This is a genomic window from Pseudalkalibacillus sp. R45 (assembly GCF_052246725.1).
Lineage (GTDB): Bacteria > Bacillota > Bacilli > Bacillales > Fictibacillaceae > Pseudalkalibacillus.
Window position 1 is genome coordinate 63,843 of record NZ_JBQQCL010000012.1, and the last position, 21,292, is coordinate 85,134.

Sequence of the window (21,292 nt, forward strand, 5' to 3'; positions counted from 1 at the left end):
GAATTTTAATTCTATAATTGACGTTCCCCTCGTTTATTGCGTATGATAAGTTCAAATGACCATATTTGAAGAGGTGAAATGATGCCTTCCTTTAAACTTACCCGTAAACAAATGGCAGAACTACTCATATCTTTACAGCCTGATCAAGATAAAACACCCTTGGATGTGTTGAAACAAGCCTGGCGTGATTCGAATGGCCAATCAGAAGGATTTGATGAGAATGGAATTCCTGAATCTTCATTTCCTGGCATTTTCGAAAGAATCATCAAAGGGCCGAAACAGGACAAGGGCTTTTCAATCAACGAAATTGTATCTCTCGGGAACCAGATTGAGTATAGCAGTTTTTCAACTAGTGCCGTTCAAAACTGGGTGAAGAGGGATGTGCGAAATTTGATCGGTTCACCTCAGAAGGGAAAGAAATATTCTCTTGAACAAGCAGCGATTCTGTTTATCGTGGAAGATCTCAAGAGTACGCTTGATTTCCTATCCATAAGAAATCTGCTTACACTCATCTTCAATAATATAGAAGACCGACATGATGACCTTATCGATCCGCTTGATTTCTATTATACATATACAGCTATTTTTGAAGAGCTGGATCTGAACAATGACCAGGTTGTTGATGTTGATTTTCGTGTGAAAAATGGTGCTAAAGCTGAAACGCTTATTTTTACGAAAGCGGGAAATAAAATCCAGTACCTTGAAAACTTGGATAGTAAAGAACATTCCATTGTGAAAAATGGGTTGGTGATAGCGACATTATCCGTGCAAACTTCGTACTTTCAATCTGTATCCCGGCAATTTTTAAACAAAACCTTATTCATATGAAGGGCTGTTCCAAAGTGTCTGTGTCTCTCCGAACTTAACAACATTTCGAGAAATTTCGTGGTTATACAAAATGTTGTGTTGGGGTGTCTGACACTTTTTTTCTTTTTGGACAGTATTATTTTTGTATATCCAAAAGTGCGAAAATAGTGTAAAATTACACTAATGAACCTTTTGTATTTTATAACTGTTTTTTTATAAGTCTTCATAAATTAATAGGGAGAGGGGGAGCAAGAATGAACGAACGAAGATGGTTGAAAAAAGAAGGTCCGAAATGGATGGAAAAAGGACTGGTTGAAAAAGAACAGCTTGATGGCATCTTATCGTTATATGAAAAAAAGAACAACAATCTTTTACCGATCTTAGCAAGTATTTTAATAGGCTTGGGGGTTCTTACTTTTGTAGCTTCCAATTGGGGGAACATGAGTGACTTGTTCAGGTTAGTCATCATTTGTGCAGCACTCATCGGTTTCCAGCTAATTGGATACCGCCTTATTGAAAAAGGATCCGAAACACTGGGAATTGCTCTAGTAGGGATCGGAGTGATCACCTTCGGAGCAGGGATATTCCTGACTGCTCAAATGTTCCATATCGTTTCCTATACCGCAACAGCCTTTATTTTATGGATGGTAGTCGCTTTATTAACGTATGCAATGCTGCCGAACAGTTATATTTATCTCTTGTCTTTAGTGATTGGTGTTGCAGGCTTGATCTATAGTGCCGTCTCTTTTCAAGGCTTCAGTTTTGTATTAGCTTTCCTTATTCTGATTGTAGCAGGATACTTGACGTTTAAAGAGGATCATCCACTCTTTTATTACTTCTATTCAATCGCCTATTCAATTACAGGAATAACGTTGTTAGTTGCATACGATTTAACGTATTTATGGATGACGATCATCTTCTTCATCCTTTATGGAATCAGTGAATTGATTCCAGGTGAAAAGGGTCAGCTGGCATTCAGGAATATGAGTATCATCGGTAGTTTAGCAGTTATCTTCATCCATGTCTTCTTTTTGGAAGAGCTTGTCCGTTATGAAGAGGATATCATCGGAAGCGGAGCGTTCTATTTTATCATGTTACTAGGACTCGGTGCTTTGATTGGATGGAACAAATTCCGTCAGAACACACAGTCCAATTGGCTTGATCTCGCTTTATTTTTACCGTTGTTCTTAATAAGTGATATTGGGGACTTGCTTTATTTATTGCTTGCGTTCGGTTATTCCTTATTCATATTGATCCAAGGATACCAATTAGAAGAATCTGAACGGATCAATCGTGGGACTTTTCTGTTCCTGATCAGTACTCTCGTCGCTTATATTCAATTAGCCTGGGACTTTCTGCCAAAGTCGATGTTCTTCTTAGCTGGAGGGGTCTTGCTCTTCATCCTGAGCTGGCTTCTTGAACGGAGAAGAAGAAAATGGGTGCACCAGGCAAAAGGAGGGCGATCATGATGCGAAAAAAATGGATCTATTTATTGATCGTGCTTCAAGTGTTGATGCTGTCAGGCATTGCTTCATCACATTATTTAACGTTGAAAATCGGTGAACAGGTTGTACTTAAAGCAGAACCGATTGATCCGCGCGATCTCTTTTACGGCGATTACGTGACATTGAATTACGAAATTTCAACTTTACCTCAGAATTTAGTAGAAAATGAGGACATCGAACAGAGGGAAACGGTATATGTCGTCCTTCAGAAAGCAGGCGATGTTCATGAAGCGAAAAGTGTACACCGTAGTAAGCCTGATGTCGCAAATGATGAAATCGTCTTAAAAGGTAAAGTCCGTTGGGTTGATGAATATTCTAATATTTTGACGGTTGATTATGGGATTGAACGATTTTATGTGGAAGAAGGCACAGGAAAGACTATTGAAAATGAGCGGCCTGATAAAATAGCCGTGCGGATTGCTCCATGGGGAAATGTCGTGATAGAAGAACTTTTGTCGAATGATAGCTGATTTGATAATCGTTTTGGGGTTATGGAACTGAGTGTGTTATACTTGTCTTAACCTAGCGGGAAGGAGACAAATATTGTCAAAAATTAACGTGTTTTTAGACGATGTCCGTCCATGTCCCGACAATTATATTTTAGCTTCAGACATTGAAGAATGTATTAAATTGTTGAAGGAAAGGGATATTCAACATCTTTCATTAGACCATGATTTAGAAAACAAGTATCGTAATGGATATATGCTTGTTGAGTATATGGTGAAACACAAATTATTCGCAGACACCATCACGGTTCATTCCGCTAATTCAGGTGCTGGGAAGCGAATGTTTTGGTTTTTGAAAGATGCGCAAAAGAATTTTCTCGTTCCAAGAGATGTTGAAATATTTTACAATCCATTACCGTTGAAAATAATAAGTAAAGTCCACTAGCATTTGAATAAGAATGCTTCAGGCTGTCGGGGGAACGTCTCGGCAGCCTTTTGTTGCATTTAAAGAAAGTATAAATTACTTTCTTCAATATAAGTGTAACTAAGGCTCAGCCTTCGCCCAAGGCTTGGCTTTGCCAAGTTTTCTTTATGCCGGATAGCTGGGATCTGCTTTACAATGGAATTGAAATTCGATAACATGGAAGTAATAACCAACGAAAGGGTGTTTATTTCGAGATGATGATGCGTTCTGTTGTGCTTTTAATTGTAATGGCTTGATGACGGGAGAAGTATGCCCATTTTCAGGAAAAGCCATCACAAGACAACAGATCAACATCCTCGTAACCCCTTTACCGGCATAGAATGATACGGAAAGGATTTTTCCTTTCCTCATGATCAGGAAAGAAGTAGCAGGGTGTTCGTTCACTCTGCTTTTTTTACATGTAAAAACTAAGGCTCAGCCTGCACCAAAGGTTTGGCTTTGCTAGTTTACTGTAAGAGAAATTTGTAATAAACCCGCGGAAAGGGAGTAAATTCCGTAGAATTCCATAATAACAACGAATATAAAGGGTGAGCAATTCGTTCTGCTGTCTTGTGTGATGGTCCAAACTATAAAGAAAGAAGGAACAATCGATGAGTATATTACATGTTAATGGACTGACACACGGTTTTGGTGATCGGACTTTATTTAATCAAATCGAATTCAGGCTTTTGAAAGGTGAGCATGTCGGGCTTGTAGGCGCTAATGGGAGCGGGAAATCTACATTATTGAACCTGCTGATAGGAAAGTTAGTTCCTGATGGCGGTGATATCGACCGTCATCCAGGCATTGAAATCGGCTATCTAGAGCAGCATCCTGATTTTAAAAAAGGAGAAACCATCAAAGCTTACTTGCAAGGTGCATTTGCACGTCTTTATGAACTAGAAAAAGAGATGATGAGCATCACTGAACGCTTATCAGACCCGAAGAATAACAATCTAGAAAAAGATCTCGAAAGACTCGGAAAAATCCAGGATACGTTGGAGGCTCATCAGTTTTACACAATCGATGCAACAATAGAAGAAGTAGCAGCAGGCTTAGGGATTACAGCTTTAGGGATGACTACGGAGACGGAACAGTTGAGCGGAGGGCAGCGTACCAAGTTGATGCTTGCGAAACTGTTATTGAGACAACCAGATGTCTTATTGATGGATGAGCCTACGAACTACTTGGATGATGTTCATATCACCTGGCTTCAGAAATATCTATCAGATTACCCGAATGCGTTTATCTTGATCTCCCATGACACGTCATTCATGAATGCGGTGGTGACGGTGATCCACCATTTAGAGCATACAAAGTTGACTCGATATGTGGGAGATTACCATGCTTTCACAGAAGCCTATGAATTACGGAAAAGACAAACGTATCAGGCTTTTGTCCGACAACAGAGGGAAATCGACAAGCTGGAGGATTATATCCGCCGTAATAAAGCACGGGCATCGACAGCCAAGCAGGCGAAGAGCCGTGAAAAAAAGCTGGAGAAAATTGAGCGCATTGAAAAACCATCAAACTTACCTGTGCCACGTTTCAATTTTGATGTATGCCGTGAACCGAATCAAGAAGTGGTGATAGCGAATGAGTTGCAGGTTGGTTATGAAAGACCATTGTTTAGCGGCATCGATTTGACGATCAAGAAGAATAGGAAGATTGCGATCACAGGATACAACGGAATCGGAAAATCGACGACGATCAAGTCCTTACTGGGCTTCATTGAACCACTTGGAGGAGAAGTGAAGCTCGGAAGTTTCGTGAGACCAGTTTATTTTGAACAGGAAATCACGCTGCCAATTAAAGAGTCAGCTCTTCAATATGTGTGGTCCAGATTTCCGCTCATGCAAGAAAAGGATGTACGGAAGCGTCTGGCGAGAAGCGGTTTGAAAAACGAACACATTTATCAGCCGATGAACACACTGAGTGGAGGAGAGCAGACGAAGGTAAGGCTTTGTGTGTTGATGATGCAGGAAAGTAACTTTCTTGTCCTGGATGAACCGACAAATCATCTAGATGTGCGGGCGAAAGAAGCTTTGAAGGAAGCCCTCAGAAAATACAAGGGCACACTCCTGATCGTCTCCCACGAACCTGAATTTTACGAGGAGTGGGTCACAGATATATGGAATGTGGAAGATTGGGTGAATTAAAGTAAGAAAGACTTCGGTTAACAGCCGAAGTCTTTTTTATGAAGGTTTATAAGGCTTCCTCTTAGTTTTTTCAAAAGGCTGTTTTCGCAAACCTAGTTGATTTTGCAAGTCGTTGATTTCCGCTCCAGGATGCTCGCTTTCTGCGGGGCGTGCGGTGAGCCCACTCGTCGCCTTGCGACCTCAGGAGTCTCCTTTTCAAGGAAGCATTTGTGCTCCTGCGTCTACAAGAAAGTCCTGTCGAAGCGAGCTTTCTCGTCGCATGCCTTGCGAGGAGATTATTCAGGTAGTAGGCACGCTGATCCCGCAGGACAAGGAAAGCTTCGTCAGCGTTACATCGCACGAAGAAAATACGATTTTCATTTTCGAGGAGTCTCGCACCTTGCTCTCCAATCAACTTGGACAAGGTGGTTTATTACAAAAATGCCCCAGGAGCAACAATCTTTAAGTAAAGAGGCTTTCAAAATCACCACTAGGTTTTACAAATATAGCTACGTATCTTTCCGTTTTGTCAGGTTAAAAATGTCGAGGTCGTGTGCGAGTTCTGTGTTCGTAAATACGCGGACTGCACTTTCAAGTAACTCATCTGATTGGTCATGGTATCTTGAACTGATATGGTTAAGGATCAGGCGTTTGGCATTCGCCTTTTTCGCAATGTCAGCGGCTTGTATCGTAGTCGAGTGGTAGTAATCGATCGCCTGCTCCTCCATCCCCTCAGCAAACGTCGCTTCATGGATAAGCAGGTCCGCATTTCGAGCCAGCTGGACTGTTTTTTCAGAAGGACGAGTATCGCCGCAAACTGTAACGACCCGGCCTGATTGTACCTCACCGACAAAGTCTGCTCCGTTTAAGATCCGTCCATCTTCCAAGGTGACTGTCTTACCATCTTTCAGCTTTTTATAGAGGGGTCCTGGCGGAACATCGAATTCCTTAAGCTTTTCAACAAGCAACCGCCCAGGCTGTGAAGGTTCTGTCACTCGAATTCCAAAGGAAGGGATCACATGCTCCAGTAACGATACTTCAATTTTATAACCGTCATCATTTTCAACATATCCATCTTCATATTCAACAATCTCCAAAGGATATTTCAAGTAGGTCCTGCTCGTTTCCAATGCAGCGGTCACAAATTCGTAGATACCCTTTGGTCCGTATACTGTCAAAGGATTTTCTGCTCCCTGGAACGAACGACTCCCTAAAACTCCGGGAAGGCCGTAAAAGTGATCGCCATGCATATGTGTGATGAAGATTTTTGATATTTGCCATAGCTTTAAGTTTGTATGGAGTATCTGGTGTTGCGTAGATTCACCGCAATCGAATAACCATACATCACCTTCACGATTTGTCATGAAACGCAGAGCAAGAGACGAAACGTTCCGGTCTTTAGAAGGAACACCTGCCCCTGTTCCGAGAAAATGAAATTCCATACGATTCATCCTTTCACTGATAGTATATACCATCCATTCTCCATCCTAAAACGAATGCACACTTCAGTCCTCAGACGGATATGAAACCAACCTCTTGCCCGTTTAATGTAAATCCTTAACGGACTAAACTAAAGATAGCGATAAAAAAGGAGCGATCAAATATGTTCATAAAAGAAAGAACGACGAAAACACAGACCATTAAACGGAAAAATGAAACAGAATTGGATGTAAAGTTGCAATTAGGAACCGGAAAACTTGATCTACACGATGGTACAAAGGAAATCATGGAAGGAATGTTTACGGTCTACGGGGAATCTTCTGAACCCGAAATTGAATATGACATTTCTGAAAGTGGTATCGGAAAACTTGTCGTACCTCAGAAATCTATTGCCACATGGAGTATGAAAAAGACTCAACAAGAGTGGGACATTGCATTGAATGGAGATCTGACTCTTACTCTGAAAGTAGAGCTGGGTGCCGGAAAGTCAAAACTCGGTCTTTCTAAGTTGAATTTAAAGGATCTACATATTGAATCGGGGGTAGGGGAAACAGAAATCGACCTGGCAGGAGAATGGAAAAATAGTTTTAGAGTCAAAATTGACGCCGGTATCGGGAAAATGAAAATCCGTGTACAGAAACATGCAGGCGTGAAGATTGATGTTGATAAAGGGATCGGCAAAGTAAAAGCGGATCATTTCATTGGTGTGGAGGACAGCTATCAAAACCAGTCGTATGAAACAGCTGATGTGAAAATTGATATTGATCTTGATGTCGGAGTAGGAGAAGTGATTTTGGAACAAGTTTAAAGAACCCCTCCACCCTCCTCTAATAAAAAGCTAGCAGTAACCAGAAAGGAGCGTGGAGGCACAGTGCGGTGAATGGCGAAAAAATCAAGTCAATGGCAAAAAGACCTATTACATTAAATGGGTCTTTTTTCAGGTATGCCCATTCTCTATCCGAAAATAATGGTGTTAATCAGTGCGAAATTCCCATTTAATTCAAGTAGTAAAGGTATTTTTTACCACCATATACTTCATTATTTTTCAATATTATACAAAAATATGTCTATTTTCCCCTTTTTCTTTATTATTAAACATAATATTTACAATTTTTCGTCAGATTGATACTATTACTACAAAAGTATTAGAATATTATATTTTAATAGTTTAGGGGAGGGCATTACCAGGTGAAAAAGAAGAAGATAGCATCCACGGCACTAGCAGTCATGATGGGGATCAGTACGCTTACATACGGTGCATTTTCATCACCTCAGCACGCAGAAGCTGAGCATATCAAAGAAAGCGTTTCAAAATCTTATGCAGGAGCACCGATTGATCTCGGGATTGCAAATGATGAGAGATTAATAGAAATGCTGAAAGAAAGCGGCAAGATTTCAAAGAATGCGACACCTGCGGAAGCAGAAAAAGCATTGAAGAAATATTTGAAAGAAAGAGCAGGGAATGTAAAACATTCGCATGGCGGAGAGCTTGAAGAAGAAGCCAAAGAATCTAAAGAACAACTAAAATCACAAATGGAAAGTAACGGATTGATGTCGGGCAAAGGGAATAAAAAAGGAAAGTCAAAAGGTGAAATTGTTGATGGAGTTGAGGAAGAAGATTGGAACGGTGGAACACGTACAGATAAAGTTCTAGCTCTGTTAATTGAATATCCAGATTTCCCTGCGGAGGAAATCATTCCTGAAAGTACTGACATGTATTATGAGGATTATACAAAAGAGCATTACACGGATATGCTGTTCAGTGACGATGGTTACACTGGACCGAATGGTGAAAAACTTGTCTCTGTCAAACAATATTATGAGGAGCAATCAGGGGGAAGCTATTCGATCGAAGGTGAAGTTGCAGGATGGTATCAAGCCTCTAAACCAGCTGCAGCCTATGGTGGAAACAATGATAGTGATAACGATACCGACGCTCGTGGACTTGTAAAAGAAGCACTTATGGCAGCAGCAGCAGATCCAAACCTTGATTTGAGCCAGTATGACCAGGAAGATCGTTATGACCTTGATGGTGATGGTGAATACCGTGAGCCAGATGGTTTGATCGACCACTTGATGATTGTCCACTCTTCTGTTGGTGAAGAAGCAGGTGGTGGACAACTAGGTGGAGATGCGATCTGGTCACACCGTTGGAATTTGGGTGGAGTCACAGCGCTCCCAGGCACTGAAGCGGAAGTTCCATACTGGGGCGGAGCAATGGCAGCTTACGATTACACAATCGAACCTGCGGATGGCGCCGCTGGTGTATTCGCCCATGAATACGGTCATGACTTAGGGCTTCCAGATGAATACGACACGATCTATTCAGGTGCAGGAGAGCCGGTTTCTTATTGGTCAATCATGTCAAGCGGAAGCTGGGCTGGTGACATTCCTGGAACAGAACCGACTGGATTCAGCGCATGGGCTAAAGAATTCTTACATTCTTCAATGCCTGGCAGCAACTGGTTGACTGGTACCACAATCCATGCTGATGACGTGACAAGCTCAGGCACTGAAGTGTTGCTTGATGAAGCCGTAACAAAAGGTACAAACAATGATGCAGTGCGTGTGGATCTGCCAGACAAGGTTACGGTCGTCAATACTCCTGCGAGTGGTGAATATGAGTACCATGGCGGTACAGGGGATGAAATCGACCATAACATGGTGACAGAAGTAGATCTAACGAATGCAACGAATGCAACATTAGACTACGATGTATGGTATAACATCGAATCCAATTGGGACTTCGGAATGGTGCAAGTATCCACTGATGGTGGGGAAACTTGGAACTCACTTTCAACACCAAACACTTCATCTGATATCGTTTCAGATGGTTATCCAGCGATCAAAGAGAATCTTCCTGGATACACTGGTTCAAGTAATGGATGGTTGCATGAGTCGGTTGATTTGAGTGAATATGCAGGACAAAAAGTGCTTATGCAGTTCCGTTATATGACGGACTGGGGCACGAACCTTGATGGTTTATATGTGGATAATGTCAAAGTGACAGCTGACGGAAGTGAAGTCCTATCTGATGGTGCAGAAGCAGAATCAGCATTTGATTTACATGGGTTCAAAAAGGATACAGGTACGTTCACTTCAAGCCACTATTACCTGCTTGAATGGAGATCACACAACGGTGTCGATGAAGGGCTTGCTCATATCCGACGTGGAAACAGCTTGATGAAATTCGATTCAGGGCTAGTCGTATGGTATGTTGATGATTCTTACGATAACAACTGGACGGGAGTCCATCCTGGTGAAGGATTCCTAGGAGTAGTCGATGGGGATCAAGTTGTGAACCGTTGGAGCGATGGAACTTTAGGCGCTACTCGTTACCAAATGCACGATGCAGCATTCGGATTAGGTAAGACTGAAGATATGTTCCTTGATTACAGCGATACGTTAGGTATCACGATGAAGGACTATGCAACAGAAAGAAAGCCAGTTTTTGATGACTCTAGCAAATACATGTCTCCAGTACTTCCAGACGCAGGACGTAACGTTCCTACTTACGGATTGAAATTCCGTGTTCTTGCAGATAGCGAAGACGGAACAGTCGGTAAAGTAGGTATTTATAAGTAAGGACGTCAACCTTTAGGAAATATATTGAATCCCGAATGATGGATTTTAAAACAGCCCATCATTCGGGATTTTTTATCTCTGAATGAAGACTTATCGATACAAAGGGCGTATAAGTACTGATTGAAAAAATTCATGATTAATTTCCTACAGTAAAAAGTCCTGACTATCTTGGAAACTTTGAGGATTTCCGCATGAAACCTGTCGAAAAATAACTACTTTTGCGGAAAATTATTCATAATATTTACAAAATTCTACTACTTTGGTATTATTGTAAAAGTATTACAAGATATAAATAATTTACTAGTTTAGGGAGGGTGTTACGTGAAGAAGAGTAAGGTGGTTTCAACGGCACTAGCAGTCATGATGGGGATCAGTACGCTTACATACGGTGCATTTTCATCACCTCAGCATGCAGAAGCTGAGCATATCAAAGAAAGCATTTCAAAGTCTTATGCAGGAGCACCGATCGATCTCGGTATTGCAAATGATGAAAAGTTGATCGAAATGCTGAAAAAAGAGGGGAAGATCTCTAAAGATGCAACTGCATCCGAAGCAGAGAAAGCTCTTAAAAAGTATTTGAAAAAACGATCTGCAAATGCTGAGCATGCACATGATGAAGGTGAACTTCATGATGAAGCACAGGAATCTAAAGCGAAATTGGAAAAAGAAATGAAAAACAACGGGTTAACATCCGGAAAAGGTAATAAATTAGGACAAGCAAAAAAGAATAAAGTGGATGGTGTAGAAGAAGAGGCCTGGAATGGGGAAATGAGAACGGATAAAGTTTTGGCGATATTGATTGACTATCCAGACAAACCACATAATTCGATGACAGCTGATGAGACAGACATGTACTATGATGGTGACGATGCCTATTCTCGTGAACATTATCAAGACATGCTCTTCGGTACAGGTGGTTGGACTGGTCCAGACGGAAAAACCTATGTGTCTATGAAACAATATTATGAGCAGCAGTCAGGTGGAAGCTACTCTGTAGAAGGTGATGTTGCTGGGTGGTACACAGCTAGTGGAAATGCAGCAGATTATGGAGCAAATGTTCCTGCTCCGGACGGTAACGATAAAGATGCTCGAGGCTTAGTTAAAGAAGCATTGGCTGCAGCAGCTGCAGATCCGAATGTGAATCTAGCAGACTATGACCAATGGGATCGTTATGACCTAGATGGGGATGGAAACTATCTTGAGGCAGACGGTCTTGTCGACCATTTGATGATTATCCACTCTGGTGTAGGTGAAGAAGCAGGTGGAGGGTCTCTCGGATCTGATGCAATTTGGTCACACCGTTGGAACCTAGGCGGTATCTTCCCGATTCCTGGAGCCCCTGAACCAGAAGTTGATTATTGGGGAGTAGGTACCATGTATGCGTATGATTATACAATCGAGCCTGAAGATGGTGCAGTCGGAGTTATGGCCCACGAATTCGGACATGATCTGGGTCTTCCGGATGAGTATGACACTCAATATACTGGTGCTGGTGAAGCTGTAGCTTACTGGTCAATCATGGCTAGTGGAAGCTGGGCAGGAGATATTCCTGGAACGATGCCGACAGGATTCAGCCCTTATATGAAGGAAATGCTTCAAGCATCAGCAGTTGTGGACAACCAAGGTACTCAAGGAAACTGGCAAACTGGTACTGAATTAGATGTAATGGATGTAAATAATAACGGTGTGGAAGTTCTGCTTGATGAAGCGGTAACGAAAGGTACGAACAATGACGTTGTCAAAGTTACTCTTCCACAAAAAGAGACCATCATCAATGAACCTGCTAGTGGGGAGTCTGAGTATTTCTCTGGAAGTGCTGATAACTTGCACAATGTACTAAGCGCTTCAGTAGACCTTACAAACGCAAATTCTGCACAGTTCAATTTCAAAGCATGGTATGACATTGAAGTAGATTGGGATTATGCTTATGTAACCGTTGATGGAGAGCCGATTCCAAGTGATATTACAACTAATGCTAATCCACATGGAAGTAACTTGGGCAATGGTATCACTGGTTTTTCCGATGGTTGGATCGATGCTTCGTTTGACCTAACTGGCTATGTTGGGGAAAAAGTTGAAGTAGCCATTGAGTATGTAACCGATGCAGCCGTATCGAATCCTGGTTTATATGCTGATGATCTTTCAATCGTAGTAGATGGAGAAGAAGTATTGTTCGATGATGCTGAAGCAGAGCCAAAAGTTAATCTTGATGGCTTCACAATAAATGATGGAATCAAGCGTTCTGATCACTACTACTTGTTAGAATGGCGCAGCCACAACAGGGTGGATGAAGGTTTGACAAATATCCGACGTGGAGCAAGCCTGATGACTTACGATGATGGATTGGTCGTCTGGTATGTTGATAAGCAATACAGCGAAAACTGGACAGGTGACCATCCTGGCGAAGGGTTTGTCGGAGTCGTTGATGCAGACCAACACACCAACTATTGGAGCGATGGAGCAGTGGGATCGACGCGCTATCAAATCCATGATGCTGCATTTAGCTTGAATAAGAGCGGAAAAATGTTCCTTGATTACACAGATCTTTTAGGTATCACAATGAAAGACAATCATACAAAACGTAACCCTTTATTCGATGACAGCCAAAACTACCTGAACCCAGGATTAGTAGACGCTGGACGTAATGTACCTAACTACGGATTGAAGTTCCGTGTTGTCGGACAAAGTGAAGATGGAACAGTCGGAAAAGTATTGATCCACAAGTAAAACTAGTGAATAAAACCAGTCTCGGGGAATTCGAGGCTGGTTTTTCTTATTTATCACTTCCTTTTTTCTACCAATCTGGTATGATAGGAAAATATTACATGGGAGGGGGAGTGAGAGAGGCTATGAGAATTCCAAACAAACTACAGGCTGGCGATGAGGTGAGGGTGGTTGCCCCTTCTACCAGCATGAGGATCAACCAGAAGGAAAACGCACGACATTCCATTGAGAGATTAGAAGAAATGGGGCTGCGCGTCACGTTAGGGAAGCATGTCAATGAATCAGATGAATTCACATCATCAAGCATCCAATCAAGAGTGGAGGATCTCCATGATGCTTTCCAGGATTCAAATGTGAAAGCGATCCTGACATTCCTTGGTGGTTATAATGTGAACCAAATCCTCCGTTATTTGGATTATGATTTGATCCGTAACAATCCGAAAAACCTTTGTGGATACTCTGATATCACTGCACTAGGAACGGCAATCTATACACAATCCGATCTGGTCACCTATTCGGGTCCGCATTTTTCAACATTCGGAATGAAAAAAGGTCTAGAGTATACGGAAGATCTATTCAAAAAGTGTTTGTTTGCAGAAGCGCCGTATGAGATCTATCCAGCAGATTATTGGAGTGATGATCCCTGGTTTAGAGATCAGGAGAATCGTACGTTCAATGAGCAAGGTCCATTTGATGTGCTGCAGGAGGGTGAAGCGGAAGGGACAATCATTGGCGGAAACCTTTGTACGTTGAACCTTTTGCAGGGAACGGAGTACATGCCTTCTCTAAAAGATAAGATTCTTTTCATTGAAGATGATTACTTGACTGAGGATCTGATTTTCGATCGTGATTTGCAGTCATTGCTGCACTTACCTGATGCGGATAAGATCAAAGCTCTCGTCATTGGCAGGTTCCAGCCGCAATCTGACATTTCAGATGAAACGCTGCGCCTTATCATCGAACGTAAAGCCGAGCTGAAAAGAATTCCGATTATATCGAATGTCAACTTCGGCCATACGCAACCAGTCTCGATTTTCCCGATCGGTGGGAAAGCTAGAATCATAGCAAACGGCCAAGAGTCTAAAATCGAAATACTGGAGCACTAATCATGGACATTCGGATTTTAACCAGTATGCCTGAGGAAAAAACACTTGATCAAATATGTGCGTTACACAATCTGGTGTTCAGCTCGACAAAAGGCTTTCTCGAAGAACTGCAGACAAAGCACCGTTTCTGCATGTTAGCAGCTTATGACAAGGGAACACCTATCGGGTATAAAATCGGGTACGAACGGAAGGCAAATCATTTTTACAGCTGGTTAGGGGGAGTCCATCCTGATCATAGAGGTAAAGGTGTAGGCGAGGAACTTCTCATCCGTCAACATGACTGGTGTCGGACGAACGGGTATCAGACGATCCGGACACATACGAAAAACAAGTGGCGGAGCATGTTGATTCTGAATATCAAAAACGGATTTGATATCATCGGAACATTCACTGATAAAAGCGGTGAACCGAAAATCATCCTTGAGAAGCACTTGTGACTATGAGAGAATACTTTTTACGAATTAGAGGACATCAGTTCCGTTATTTGCCTGAAACACGGGTGGATTTCTCCGTATTACAGCAGATAAGGTCTCTCATGTCCTCTAATTTTATACAACATAGGGTTATCAGCCCGATAAGGTCTCTGGTGTCCTCTAAATGTAGGAAAATGGTTTTTCAGCCATTGGTTTTACTAATATTTGATTTTTTCAATGTGAAGTCTTCTTCTGGATAATATGCGTTTTTTACAAGAATGTTAGGCCCGAGGCATTGGACGGCTGGGCAGTAGCAATTGACGGTTTGAGCCAACCTGCTTTTCATCCATCGGTCATACATATCTTGTAAGCGATCCCACTGAATATTTCCGAGTGGAGGTGCATCGCCAAAATCAGTGACGATCACACTTCCGTCGAAAATGTTGACATTCAGACGGGAGCGTCCGTCGGGGTCATTCCTGATAGTGACATTCTTTTCGTTGTATAACCGTCTCAGAAGAAGCAAGTCCTCTTCCTTATCACTACACGCGTAAAAAGGGAGGGTTCCGAACAGCATCCACGTGTTACGGTCGCGAGAATCCAGCAATCGATGGATGCCTTCACGAATCTCAGGGAGCGTCGCAGGCTCTAAGCCGCTCGCGAAATCACTAGGGTACATAGGGTGGACTTCATGTCTCTGACAGCCCATGGCAACAATCTGTTCATGAATCGCTTCGAGATGGGGCAAAGTCCGTTTGTTCAGCATTGTTTCCGCAGAGACAATCACCCCTTCACTTGTGAGAGCTTTCGCATTTTCTATCATCCGATGGAAGTACTTCTCCCGTTGGGTATCAGTAGGTTTTTTCTCCATCATTGCAAATCCGATTTCGTTAAAATCCTCAATCGAACCATAGTTGTGAGAAATATGTAGAACATCTAAATAATGTGTAATTAGTTCATAGCGTTTCAAATCAAGTGTAAGATTCGAATTGATCTGGGTCCTGACACCTCTTTCATGCGCATAACGGAGTAATGGAACGACATGATTTTTAACAGATTTCATGGAGAGCATTGGTTCGCCGCCCGTAATGCTGATCGAACGAAGGTGAGGGATTTCTTCAAGACGACGTAGCATCAAATCGACTGGAAGTGCATCCGGGTCTTTCGGCTGCAATGTATAGCCTACTGCGCAATGTTCACAACGCATGTTACAGATCGTTGTTGTCGTGAATTCGATATTGCTCAACACCATCTGTCCGTGTTCAGTGACATCCAGATAAGCCTCCCATGGATCATTTTCCGGTGTGATTCTTGGTGAAGATGTTTCTTTTATCATGAAAAGAACTCCTTTGATGAGGTAATTCTCTACCCACTATACCATGAATATTTTTCAGAAATGGCGGTTGCGCAATATTCTTATAATTTCTTTGACATGACGATACTGTTTTCTTCATAACCGAGTTTTTTGTAAAGTGCAATAGCACCGTTATTTTGACCGAATACGTGTAGCCCGACATTATTTGCTCCTAAATCCTTCGCTTTATTATGCAGTTCATCTAATGTTTGAGTTCCATAACCCATCCTCCGCTTATCTGGATCCATCCAAATTTCATAGATGAAGATCTGTCGCTCCTGTTCTTTGTAGTTATACCAGATCATCCCGACATTTTCATTTGTCTCATCATCTACGACATGAAGGATATATTGATTTTCCGTATTTAATCCATCCTTTAATAACTCTTCGAATTGTTTCGTTGCATTTTCAGTTGCCTTCTCGATCGGCATATCGTAATTCTTGCTCATGTTGTCGATATACTCATTGAGTGAACGGTCGCGAAAGGCTTGAAACTCCTGATTTGTCATTTGTTGAAATCGAATCATGGCGACAACCTCCTTTCACACCATATTACCATATTGTGTGAATTAGAGAGGAGATGCTGAAGCGTCTTATTCGTGTAACGCGGTTGAATTGTGTAATAATAATGAAAAAAGGAGGAGGATATGGAATGAAAGCGATCGTACATACGAATCCAAAAGGCATGGAAGGTATGAAAGTACAGTCATTCGAGTCTCCCGTTTTAAAAGATGACGAGGTGAAAGTCCAGTTGAAGGCGGCAGGCTTGAATCATCGGGATCTGTTCGTCCTACATCGACACGGAGAAGATGAAGGACCTTTTGTGGTCGGGTCAGATGGAGCAGGAATCGTAATGGAAATCGGTTCAAGTGTGACCGGCGTTTCCGTAGGAGATGAAGTTGTCATAAACCCTGGCCTTGGTTGGCAGAAAAATTCACCAGCCCCGCCAGAGGGATTCGGTATTCTAGGCTATCCTTCGAATGGGACGTTTGCTGAAGAAGTTGCTGTTCCATCAAATCAGGTAGAGCCTAAGCCTGAACATCTGAGCTGGGAAGAAGCAGGGGTATTGCCGCTAGCAGCTTTAACGGCTTACCGAGCGCTCTTTACGAGAGGAAACCTCCAAGAAGGGGACCATCTGTTGCTCCCAGGAGTCGGAAGTGGTGTCATCACGTTCATTTTACAATATGCAAAAGCAGTCGGGGCGAAAGTCACTGTCACTTCCAGAAGTGAAGAAAAGCGGAACCAGGCTTTAAAACTTGGGGCAGATGACGCCATAGACAGTGAATCAGACTGGATTGAAGCGATGAATGGTGAAAAAGCCGATCTGGTGATTGAGAGTGTAGGTGCTGCAACGTTCCCAAAATCGCTTGATCAAGTAAAACCGGGTGGCACCGTTGTCACATTTGGGGCCTCTGCTGGAGATGAGATAACGATCAACATCCGCAATTTCTTTTACGGTCAATACAATTTACTAGGGTCTACAATGGGGAGCCATGAAGAATTCAAAGAAATGCTCACTTTTATCAAGAAATACAATATCAAACCTGTAATGGATCGAACATTTTCATTAGATGAGGCACACGAAGCGTTCAAAAGATTGGAAGACGCGAAACAGTTCGGAAAAATAGGATTCACAATTTGAACATGAAAAAGGATTGCAAGTGAGCCACCAAGGGTCACGTGCAATCCTCTCTTTATATAGGCCGTCTACTACGAAAGAGAATTCCAGAATGAAAGGGCAACAAAGATAAAAGCAAGGACAGCGATAGTTCCAGCAAGTAACGGACGAAAAAGATCCATGAATGTGTTCATATGTAATCTACCCCTTTAAAAAGTTTATTTGTCTATATAGACGAATAAACCACGAACAGGTTTCAGGTTTATTACGAATATTACATAAATGTTACGAAAGAACTAGAATCTGTTTTAAATACTAGTCAAAAAAAACTATAAAATTTTTGTTTTTTTAAGTTTAAAAAGTTATGGACGGGGTATCCTTATACTAACAACCTTTTATCCCCCTAACCCCTAAACCCTAAGAGAAAACCTCTTCCGAAATCGGAGGAGGTTTTTTCGTACTTCGCCACGTTTTGAATCAGAGGAATTTTGTTGTTTTGTAGATAGTATCTTGTTTTTGTAGGTGGTTTCAAATTTTTGTAGAAACGCACATTCAGTCCTTGTAATTTTGCGTTGAGTTGTACTGAATGATAACATTTGGAGGATTTATCTTATATGCTATTTTGATCGAATCTCCTCAATAAGAAGGGAAAGCTTTTCATTCAACTCATGGTCACTTGCTTGTTTCTGTTTCATGAATTTGATGAAAGTGACCAACGCATAAATACCTAACCCAAATAGACTGATTATGAAAAGAATATTAAGTAGACCAAAAATACCTGTAGCAAGTGCCATCAATTTTTCCCCCTAAAGTATATTTCCTTCTCTTGATTATAACAGAAATTACCACATTTGATGCTAAAAAACGATGAACAAGAAAGTGCTCATCGTTTTGTGTTTATACGTATTTGGTCATGATGCGCAACATCAAGACGGAAGATAATGAGATCAAAATACCTAAGATGATCCATGAATAGATCCCGATCAATTGTGCCAGGAGAGCTGCCAGGAAAATCATCACTCCGATGGCCATCACATACAGTCCAGCCGCTTTTGCCAATCCTTTTTTATCCGTGACTGAGCTTTCATCATAATGTTTGATAAGGAATATGGATTTTTTCAACCAAAATCCTGCTCCTAGCAGAAACAGGCTGCCCCCAATTAAAAAAACCGCAACGAGTTGTTTTGTAACCATTCTTTGACCACCCTTTAACGTTATCTGTTTACTACTTTACATAAGGATGTGCATGGTGTAAACGATTTTCCGAAACAAACCGACCTGTAGGTTATCAACATGCAAGAAAGGGTATGAAAGGAGTAAAGGAGGTGTCAGGTGATGTGGATGATGGTTCTGATTCCGCTTTTAATTGTCCTGATCGTTGCGATCTACTATGAGTATACGAATAAAAAGAAAGCTGATCTCCATTTAAACTCACGTGAACACCAGGAACGACCATCTCAAGCCAAAATGAATGAAACACAACATCGTCATACAAGCGGGGAGGGAAGTGAACCTCCACCAACATAATCAATGGGAAATAGAAATTTAGCCAAACACTCACATTCAGCACCTTAAAAATGGGTTGTATATTGTGAGTCGTTTGGCTTTTCGTTTGCCTCCATCTATTTTATACTGATATACATATTTTCCCTGCGGTATGCTTTGTATTTTGATAAACTAAAGTGAGATACGTGGTACAAGGGGTGTTGAATTGAAATGGACCAAACAGGGCTAGTATTAGAAGGTGGAGGCATGCGCGGTGTTTATACTGCTGGTGTCTTGGAATATTTTATGGAACAAGATTTCTATCTCCCATATGTGATCGGTGTATCTGCCGGTGCATGTAATGCTGCTTCTTATCTGTCCCGCCAATTTGGGCGTAATAAGAAGGTTACTATCGGTTTTTCGAATCATCCTGAATATATTTCATTGAAAAATTTATGGAAGAAACGTCAGTTATTCGGTATGGACCTGATCTTTGATGAAATCCCGAATAAGCTTGTACCGTTCGACTACGACAAATTCCATGAGGCAAAGGAACGATTCGTCATCGGAACCACAGATTGTATAACGGGAGAACCGGTCTATTTTGAGAAATCAGAATACAAGGATCAAATTTTGCCGATCCTGCGAGCTTCAAGCTCATTGCCATTCATGGCACCGGTCATCGAAATGGAGAACCGCTGCTTGATGGATGGAGGGATATCGGACCCGATTCCGATACGAAAATCAGAACTAGACGGAAACAAGAAGAATATATTGATCCTTACGCGGAATGATGGTTATATTAAACAGCAATCACGAATGAACTGGTTGACTAGGAAGTTCTATCCGACATATGAAGGGCTTGTCAACAAAATGGAGAAAAGATTTCAGGTCTACAATGAAACGATGGCTTATATAAAAGAAAAAGAAAAGACTGGTGATGTATATGTCATCCGTCCGACTGAACCACTGAAAGTGAGCCGGATCGAAAGAAATCCAGTCAAACTCACTATGCTTTATGACCAGGGTTATCAGGATGCCGCTAAACATTTCAATGGATTGAAAAAATGGGTAGCTACAAGTGAAATAACGATGGAGATAACAAGTTGACTCCATAAAATTTAAAAAATAATGTTTAATTCGTCGAAATAAGGGTATGGGAATATGTTAAACATTTTCTCGAGGGGGTTGGAAATGAAAACCACAGTACTTGCCGAAAAAATTCTAGCTGAAAAAGAAGTCATAGCCGAGAAGACCCGCACGATTTTCACAGAACAAACAGGACTTCATTTGAACGAACAAGTGACCAATGATCATGTTTTGCTCGCAGAGTTTGTTGCAAATGGATTAACAGCGGAAGATACAACAAAAACAAACGTTTTGATGAAAGAATGGGCAGAGAAATCCAGTGAGAATTCACTTCAAGAAAAAAAACCATTTGAACATTCATTTAAACGCTTTCAGATTTTTAAAAATCAGATTTGGACCATCATTGAAAACCAATTGGATGAGGAATCGTTAACAAGCAAAGAGCTGTTTCACATTCTCCGTAAGGTAGAGCTTATAATTGATAAAGCCGGATTTGAGTATGTCCGGGCAATGGTCCAAAACTTCGAAACCAAGGTGAATGATTTCGAGAAGACTATGAGGAAGGACAAGCAACTGATAGCAGACTTATCTGTACCGATCATTCCATCAATTGTACCTAACACCATTTTGGTACCGATTGTCGGAATGCTTACCAATGAACGTTTTGAAATATTGAGGCAGAAGCTATTGAATAACGTTCCTGATCAAAATGCTGAATCGATTGTTTGTGACTTTACAGGGGCAGTCATTCCGGAAAACGGAGAGTTCCAAATGGATGATCTGGCTCACCAGATTGAACAGATTACGAAGGCGTTATCTTTGATGGGTGTAGAAATCATTTATGTCGGTTTTTCATCAAGACTCGTACAAGAAATCGTACGCTCTGGTGTCACGATTGATGCTGAAACATTCTCGACATTCAGAACGGGCTTGAAATATCTTGCGAACCAAAAGAAATGGCAATTTGACGAACAGCATTTAGATCAGATTGAAGAGGACGAAATTGAAAAAACAGAAGAAACATTAACTACCACAACACCAACAATAACGTGAACATATCTTGTAAAGCCTCCTGATTGTAAGGGGGTTTTTATTTTTCAAAACCCATTCATTGACATC

The 21,292-nt window shown here is 41.5% G+C and carries 21 protein-coding genes; 15 read left to right on the forward strand and 6 right to left on the reverse strand.

Annotated elements, in window-relative coordinates:
• Positions 1-81 precede the first annotated feature (81 nt).
• The 4 genes from ACTWQL_RS18005 to ACTWQL_RS18020 all read left to right on the forward strand — a co-directional run bounded on the left by ACTWQL_RS18005 (position 82) and on the right by ACTWQL_RS18020 (position 3,203).
• A complete protein-coding gene (locus ACTWQL_RS18005; RefSeq protein WP_443143816.1) occupies positions 82-828 on the forward strand; it encodes a DUF1836 domain-containing protein in 747 nt (248 codons plus the stop codon).
• 233 nt (positions 829-1,061) lie between these two features.
• Complete coding sequence (locus ACTWQL_RS18010; protein ID WP_443143817.1) at positions 1,062-2,276, forward strand: DUF2157 domain-containing protein; 1,215 nt, start codon at positions 1,062-1,064, stop codon at positions 2,274-2,276.
• The gene (locus ACTWQL_RS18015; protein ID WP_443143818.1) at positions 2,273-2,782 is read left to right on the forward strand and encodes a GDYXXLXY domain-containing protein; all 510 of its coding nucleotides are present in this window, start codon (positions 2,273-2,275) and stop codon (positions 2,780-2,782) included. The genes ACTWQL_RS18010 and ACTWQL_RS18015 overlap by 4 nt, the downstream gene beginning before the upstream one ends.
• Positions 2,783-2,855: 73 nt before the next feature.
• A complete protein-coding gene (locus ACTWQL_RS18020) occupies positions 2,856-3,203 on the forward strand; it encodes a cyclic-phosphate processing receiver domain-containing protein (protein WP_443143819.1) in 348 nt (115 codons plus the stop codon).
• 144 nt (positions 3,204-3,347) lie between these two features.
• Here the strand turns inward: ACTWQL_RS18020 and ACTWQL_RS18025 are convergent, their stop codons facing one another.
• Entirely contained in the window at positions 3,348-3,593 is a 246-nt protein-coding gene (locus ACTWQL_RS18025) for a hypothetical protein (protein ID WP_443143820.1), read from the reverse strand.
• 239 nt (positions 3,594-3,832) lie between these two features.
• On the opposite strand from ACTWQL_RS18025, the gene ACTWQL_RS18030 reads away from it, so the two are divergent.
• Together ACTWQL_RS18030 and ACTWQL_RS18035 are read left to right on the forward strand one after the other, a co-directional pair.
• Positions 3,833-5,380, forward strand: coding sequence for an ABC-F family ATP-binding cassette domain-containing protein (locus ACTWQL_RS18030; protein ID WP_443143821.1), 1,548 nt, complete (start codon positions 3,833-3,835; stop codon positions 5,378-5,380).
• Between the two features lie 259 nt (positions 5,381-5,639).
• Entirely contained in the window at positions 5,640-5,825 is a 186-nt protein-coding gene (locus ACTWQL_RS18035; protein ID WP_443143822.1) for a hypothetical protein, read from the forward strand.
• Positions 5,826-5,868: 43 nt separating this feature from the next.
• Here ACTWQL_RS18035 and rnz read toward each other — a convergent pair whose 3' ends face one another.
• Positions 5,869-6,801, reverse strand: coding sequence for a ribonuclease Z (gene rnz / locus ACTWQL_RS18040; protein ID WP_443143857.1), 933 nt, complete (start codon positions 6,799-6,801; stop codon positions 5,869-5,871).
• Between the two features lie 161 nt (positions 6,802-6,962).
• On the opposite strand from rnz, the gene ACTWQL_RS18045 reads away from it, so the two are divergent.
• The 5 genes from ACTWQL_RS18045 to ACTWQL_RS18065 all read left to right on the forward strand — a co-directional run bounded on the left by ACTWQL_RS18045 (position 6,963) and on the right by ACTWQL_RS18065 (position 14,651).
• On the forward strand, positions 6,963-7,607 hold the full coding sequence (locus tag ACTWQL_RS18045) for a toast rack family protein (RefSeq protein ID WP_443143823.1): 645 nt from the start codon (positions 6,963-6,965) through the stop codon (positions 7,605-7,607).
• A 380-nt stretch (positions 7,608-7,987) separates the two neighbouring features.
• Positions 7,988-10,384, forward strand: a complete 2,397-nt coding sequence (locus tag ACTWQL_RS18050; protein ID WP_443143824.1) for an immune inhibitor A domain-containing protein — start codon at positions 7,988-7,990, stop codon at positions 10,382-10,384.
• Positions 10,385-10,705: 321 nt separating this feature from the next.
• Complete coding sequence (locus tag ACTWQL_RS18055) at positions 10,706-13,111, forward strand: immune inhibitor A domain-containing protein (protein WP_443143825.1); 2,406 nt, start codon at positions 10,706-10,708, stop codon at positions 13,109-13,111.
• Between the two features lie 122 nt (positions 13,112-13,233).
• On the forward strand, positions 13,234-14,214 hold the full coding sequence (locus tag ACTWQL_RS18060; RefSeq protein ID WP_443143826.1) for a S66 family peptidase: 981 nt from the start codon (positions 13,234-13,236) through the stop codon (positions 14,212-14,214).
• Between the two features lie 2 nt (positions 14,215-14,216).
• On the forward strand, positions 14,217-14,651 hold the full coding sequence (locus tag ACTWQL_RS18065) for a GNAT family N-acetyltransferase (protein WP_443143827.1): 435 nt from the start codon (positions 14,217-14,219) through the stop codon (positions 14,649-14,651).
• Positions 14,652-14,829: 178 nt separating this feature from the next.
• On the opposite strand, the gene yfkAB is transcribed toward ACTWQL_RS18065, so the two are convergent.
• Positions 14,830-15,963, reverse strand: a complete 1,134-nt coding sequence (gene yfkAB, locus ACTWQL_RS18070; protein ID WP_443143828.1) for a radical SAM/CxCxxxxC motif protein YfkAB — start codon at positions 15,961-15,963, stop codon at positions 14,830-14,832.
• A gap of 80 nt (positions 15,964-16,043) precedes the next feature.
• Positions 16,044-16,508, reverse strand: coding sequence for a GNAT family N-acetyltransferase (locus ACTWQL_RS18075; protein ID WP_443143829.1), 465 nt, complete (start codon positions 16,506-16,508; stop codon positions 16,044-16,046).
• A gap of 125 nt (positions 16,509-16,633) precedes the next feature.
• On the opposite strand from ACTWQL_RS18075, the gene ACTWQL_RS18080 reads away from it, so the two are divergent.
• Complete coding sequence (locus ACTWQL_RS18080) at positions 16,634-17,623, forward strand: zinc-binding dehydrogenase (RefSeq protein ID WP_443143830.1); 990 nt, start codon at positions 16,634-16,636, stop codon at positions 17,621-17,623.
• 593 nt (positions 17,624-18,216) lie between these two features.
• On the opposite strand, the gene ACTWQL_RS18085 is transcribed toward ACTWQL_RS18080, so the two are convergent.
• Both ACTWQL_RS18085 and ACTWQL_RS18090 read right to left on the reverse strand, forming a co-directional pair.
• Entirely contained in the window at positions 18,217-18,393 is a 177-nt protein-coding gene (locus tag ACTWQL_RS18085) for a hypothetical protein (protein ID WP_443143831.1), read from the reverse strand.
• Between the two features lie 103 nt (positions 18,394-18,496).
• A complete protein-coding gene (locus tag ACTWQL_RS18090) occupies positions 18,497-18,793 on the reverse strand; it encodes a DUF3784 domain-containing protein (RefSeq protein ID WP_443143832.1) in 297 nt (98 codons plus the stop codon).
• A 141-nt stretch (positions 18,794-18,934) separates the two neighbouring features.
• Here ACTWQL_RS18090 and ACTWQL_RS18095 point away from each other — a divergent pair, with 141 nt between their 5' ends.
• From ACTWQL_RS18095 to ACTWQL_RS18105, 3 genes are all read left to right on the forward strand, one after another.
• Entirely contained in the window at positions 18,935-19,126 is a 192-nt protein-coding gene (locus ACTWQL_RS18095) for a hypothetical protein (RefSeq protein WP_443143833.1), read from the forward strand.
• A 189-nt stretch (positions 19,127-19,315) separates the two neighbouring features.
• On the forward strand, positions 19,316-20,194 hold the full coding sequence (locus tag ACTWQL_RS18100) for a patatin-like phospholipase family protein (RefSeq protein WP_443143834.1): 879 nt from the start codon (positions 19,316-19,318) through the stop codon (positions 20,192-20,194).
• Positions 20,195-20,278: 84 nt separating this feature from the next.
• The gene (locus tag ACTWQL_RS18105; protein ID WP_443143835.1) at positions 20,279-21,226 is read left to right on the forward strand and encodes a hypothetical protein; all 948 of its coding nucleotides are present in this window, start codon (positions 20,279-20,281) and stop codon (positions 21,224-21,226) included.
• The last annotated feature ends 66 nt before the right edge of the window (positions 21,227-21,292 follow it).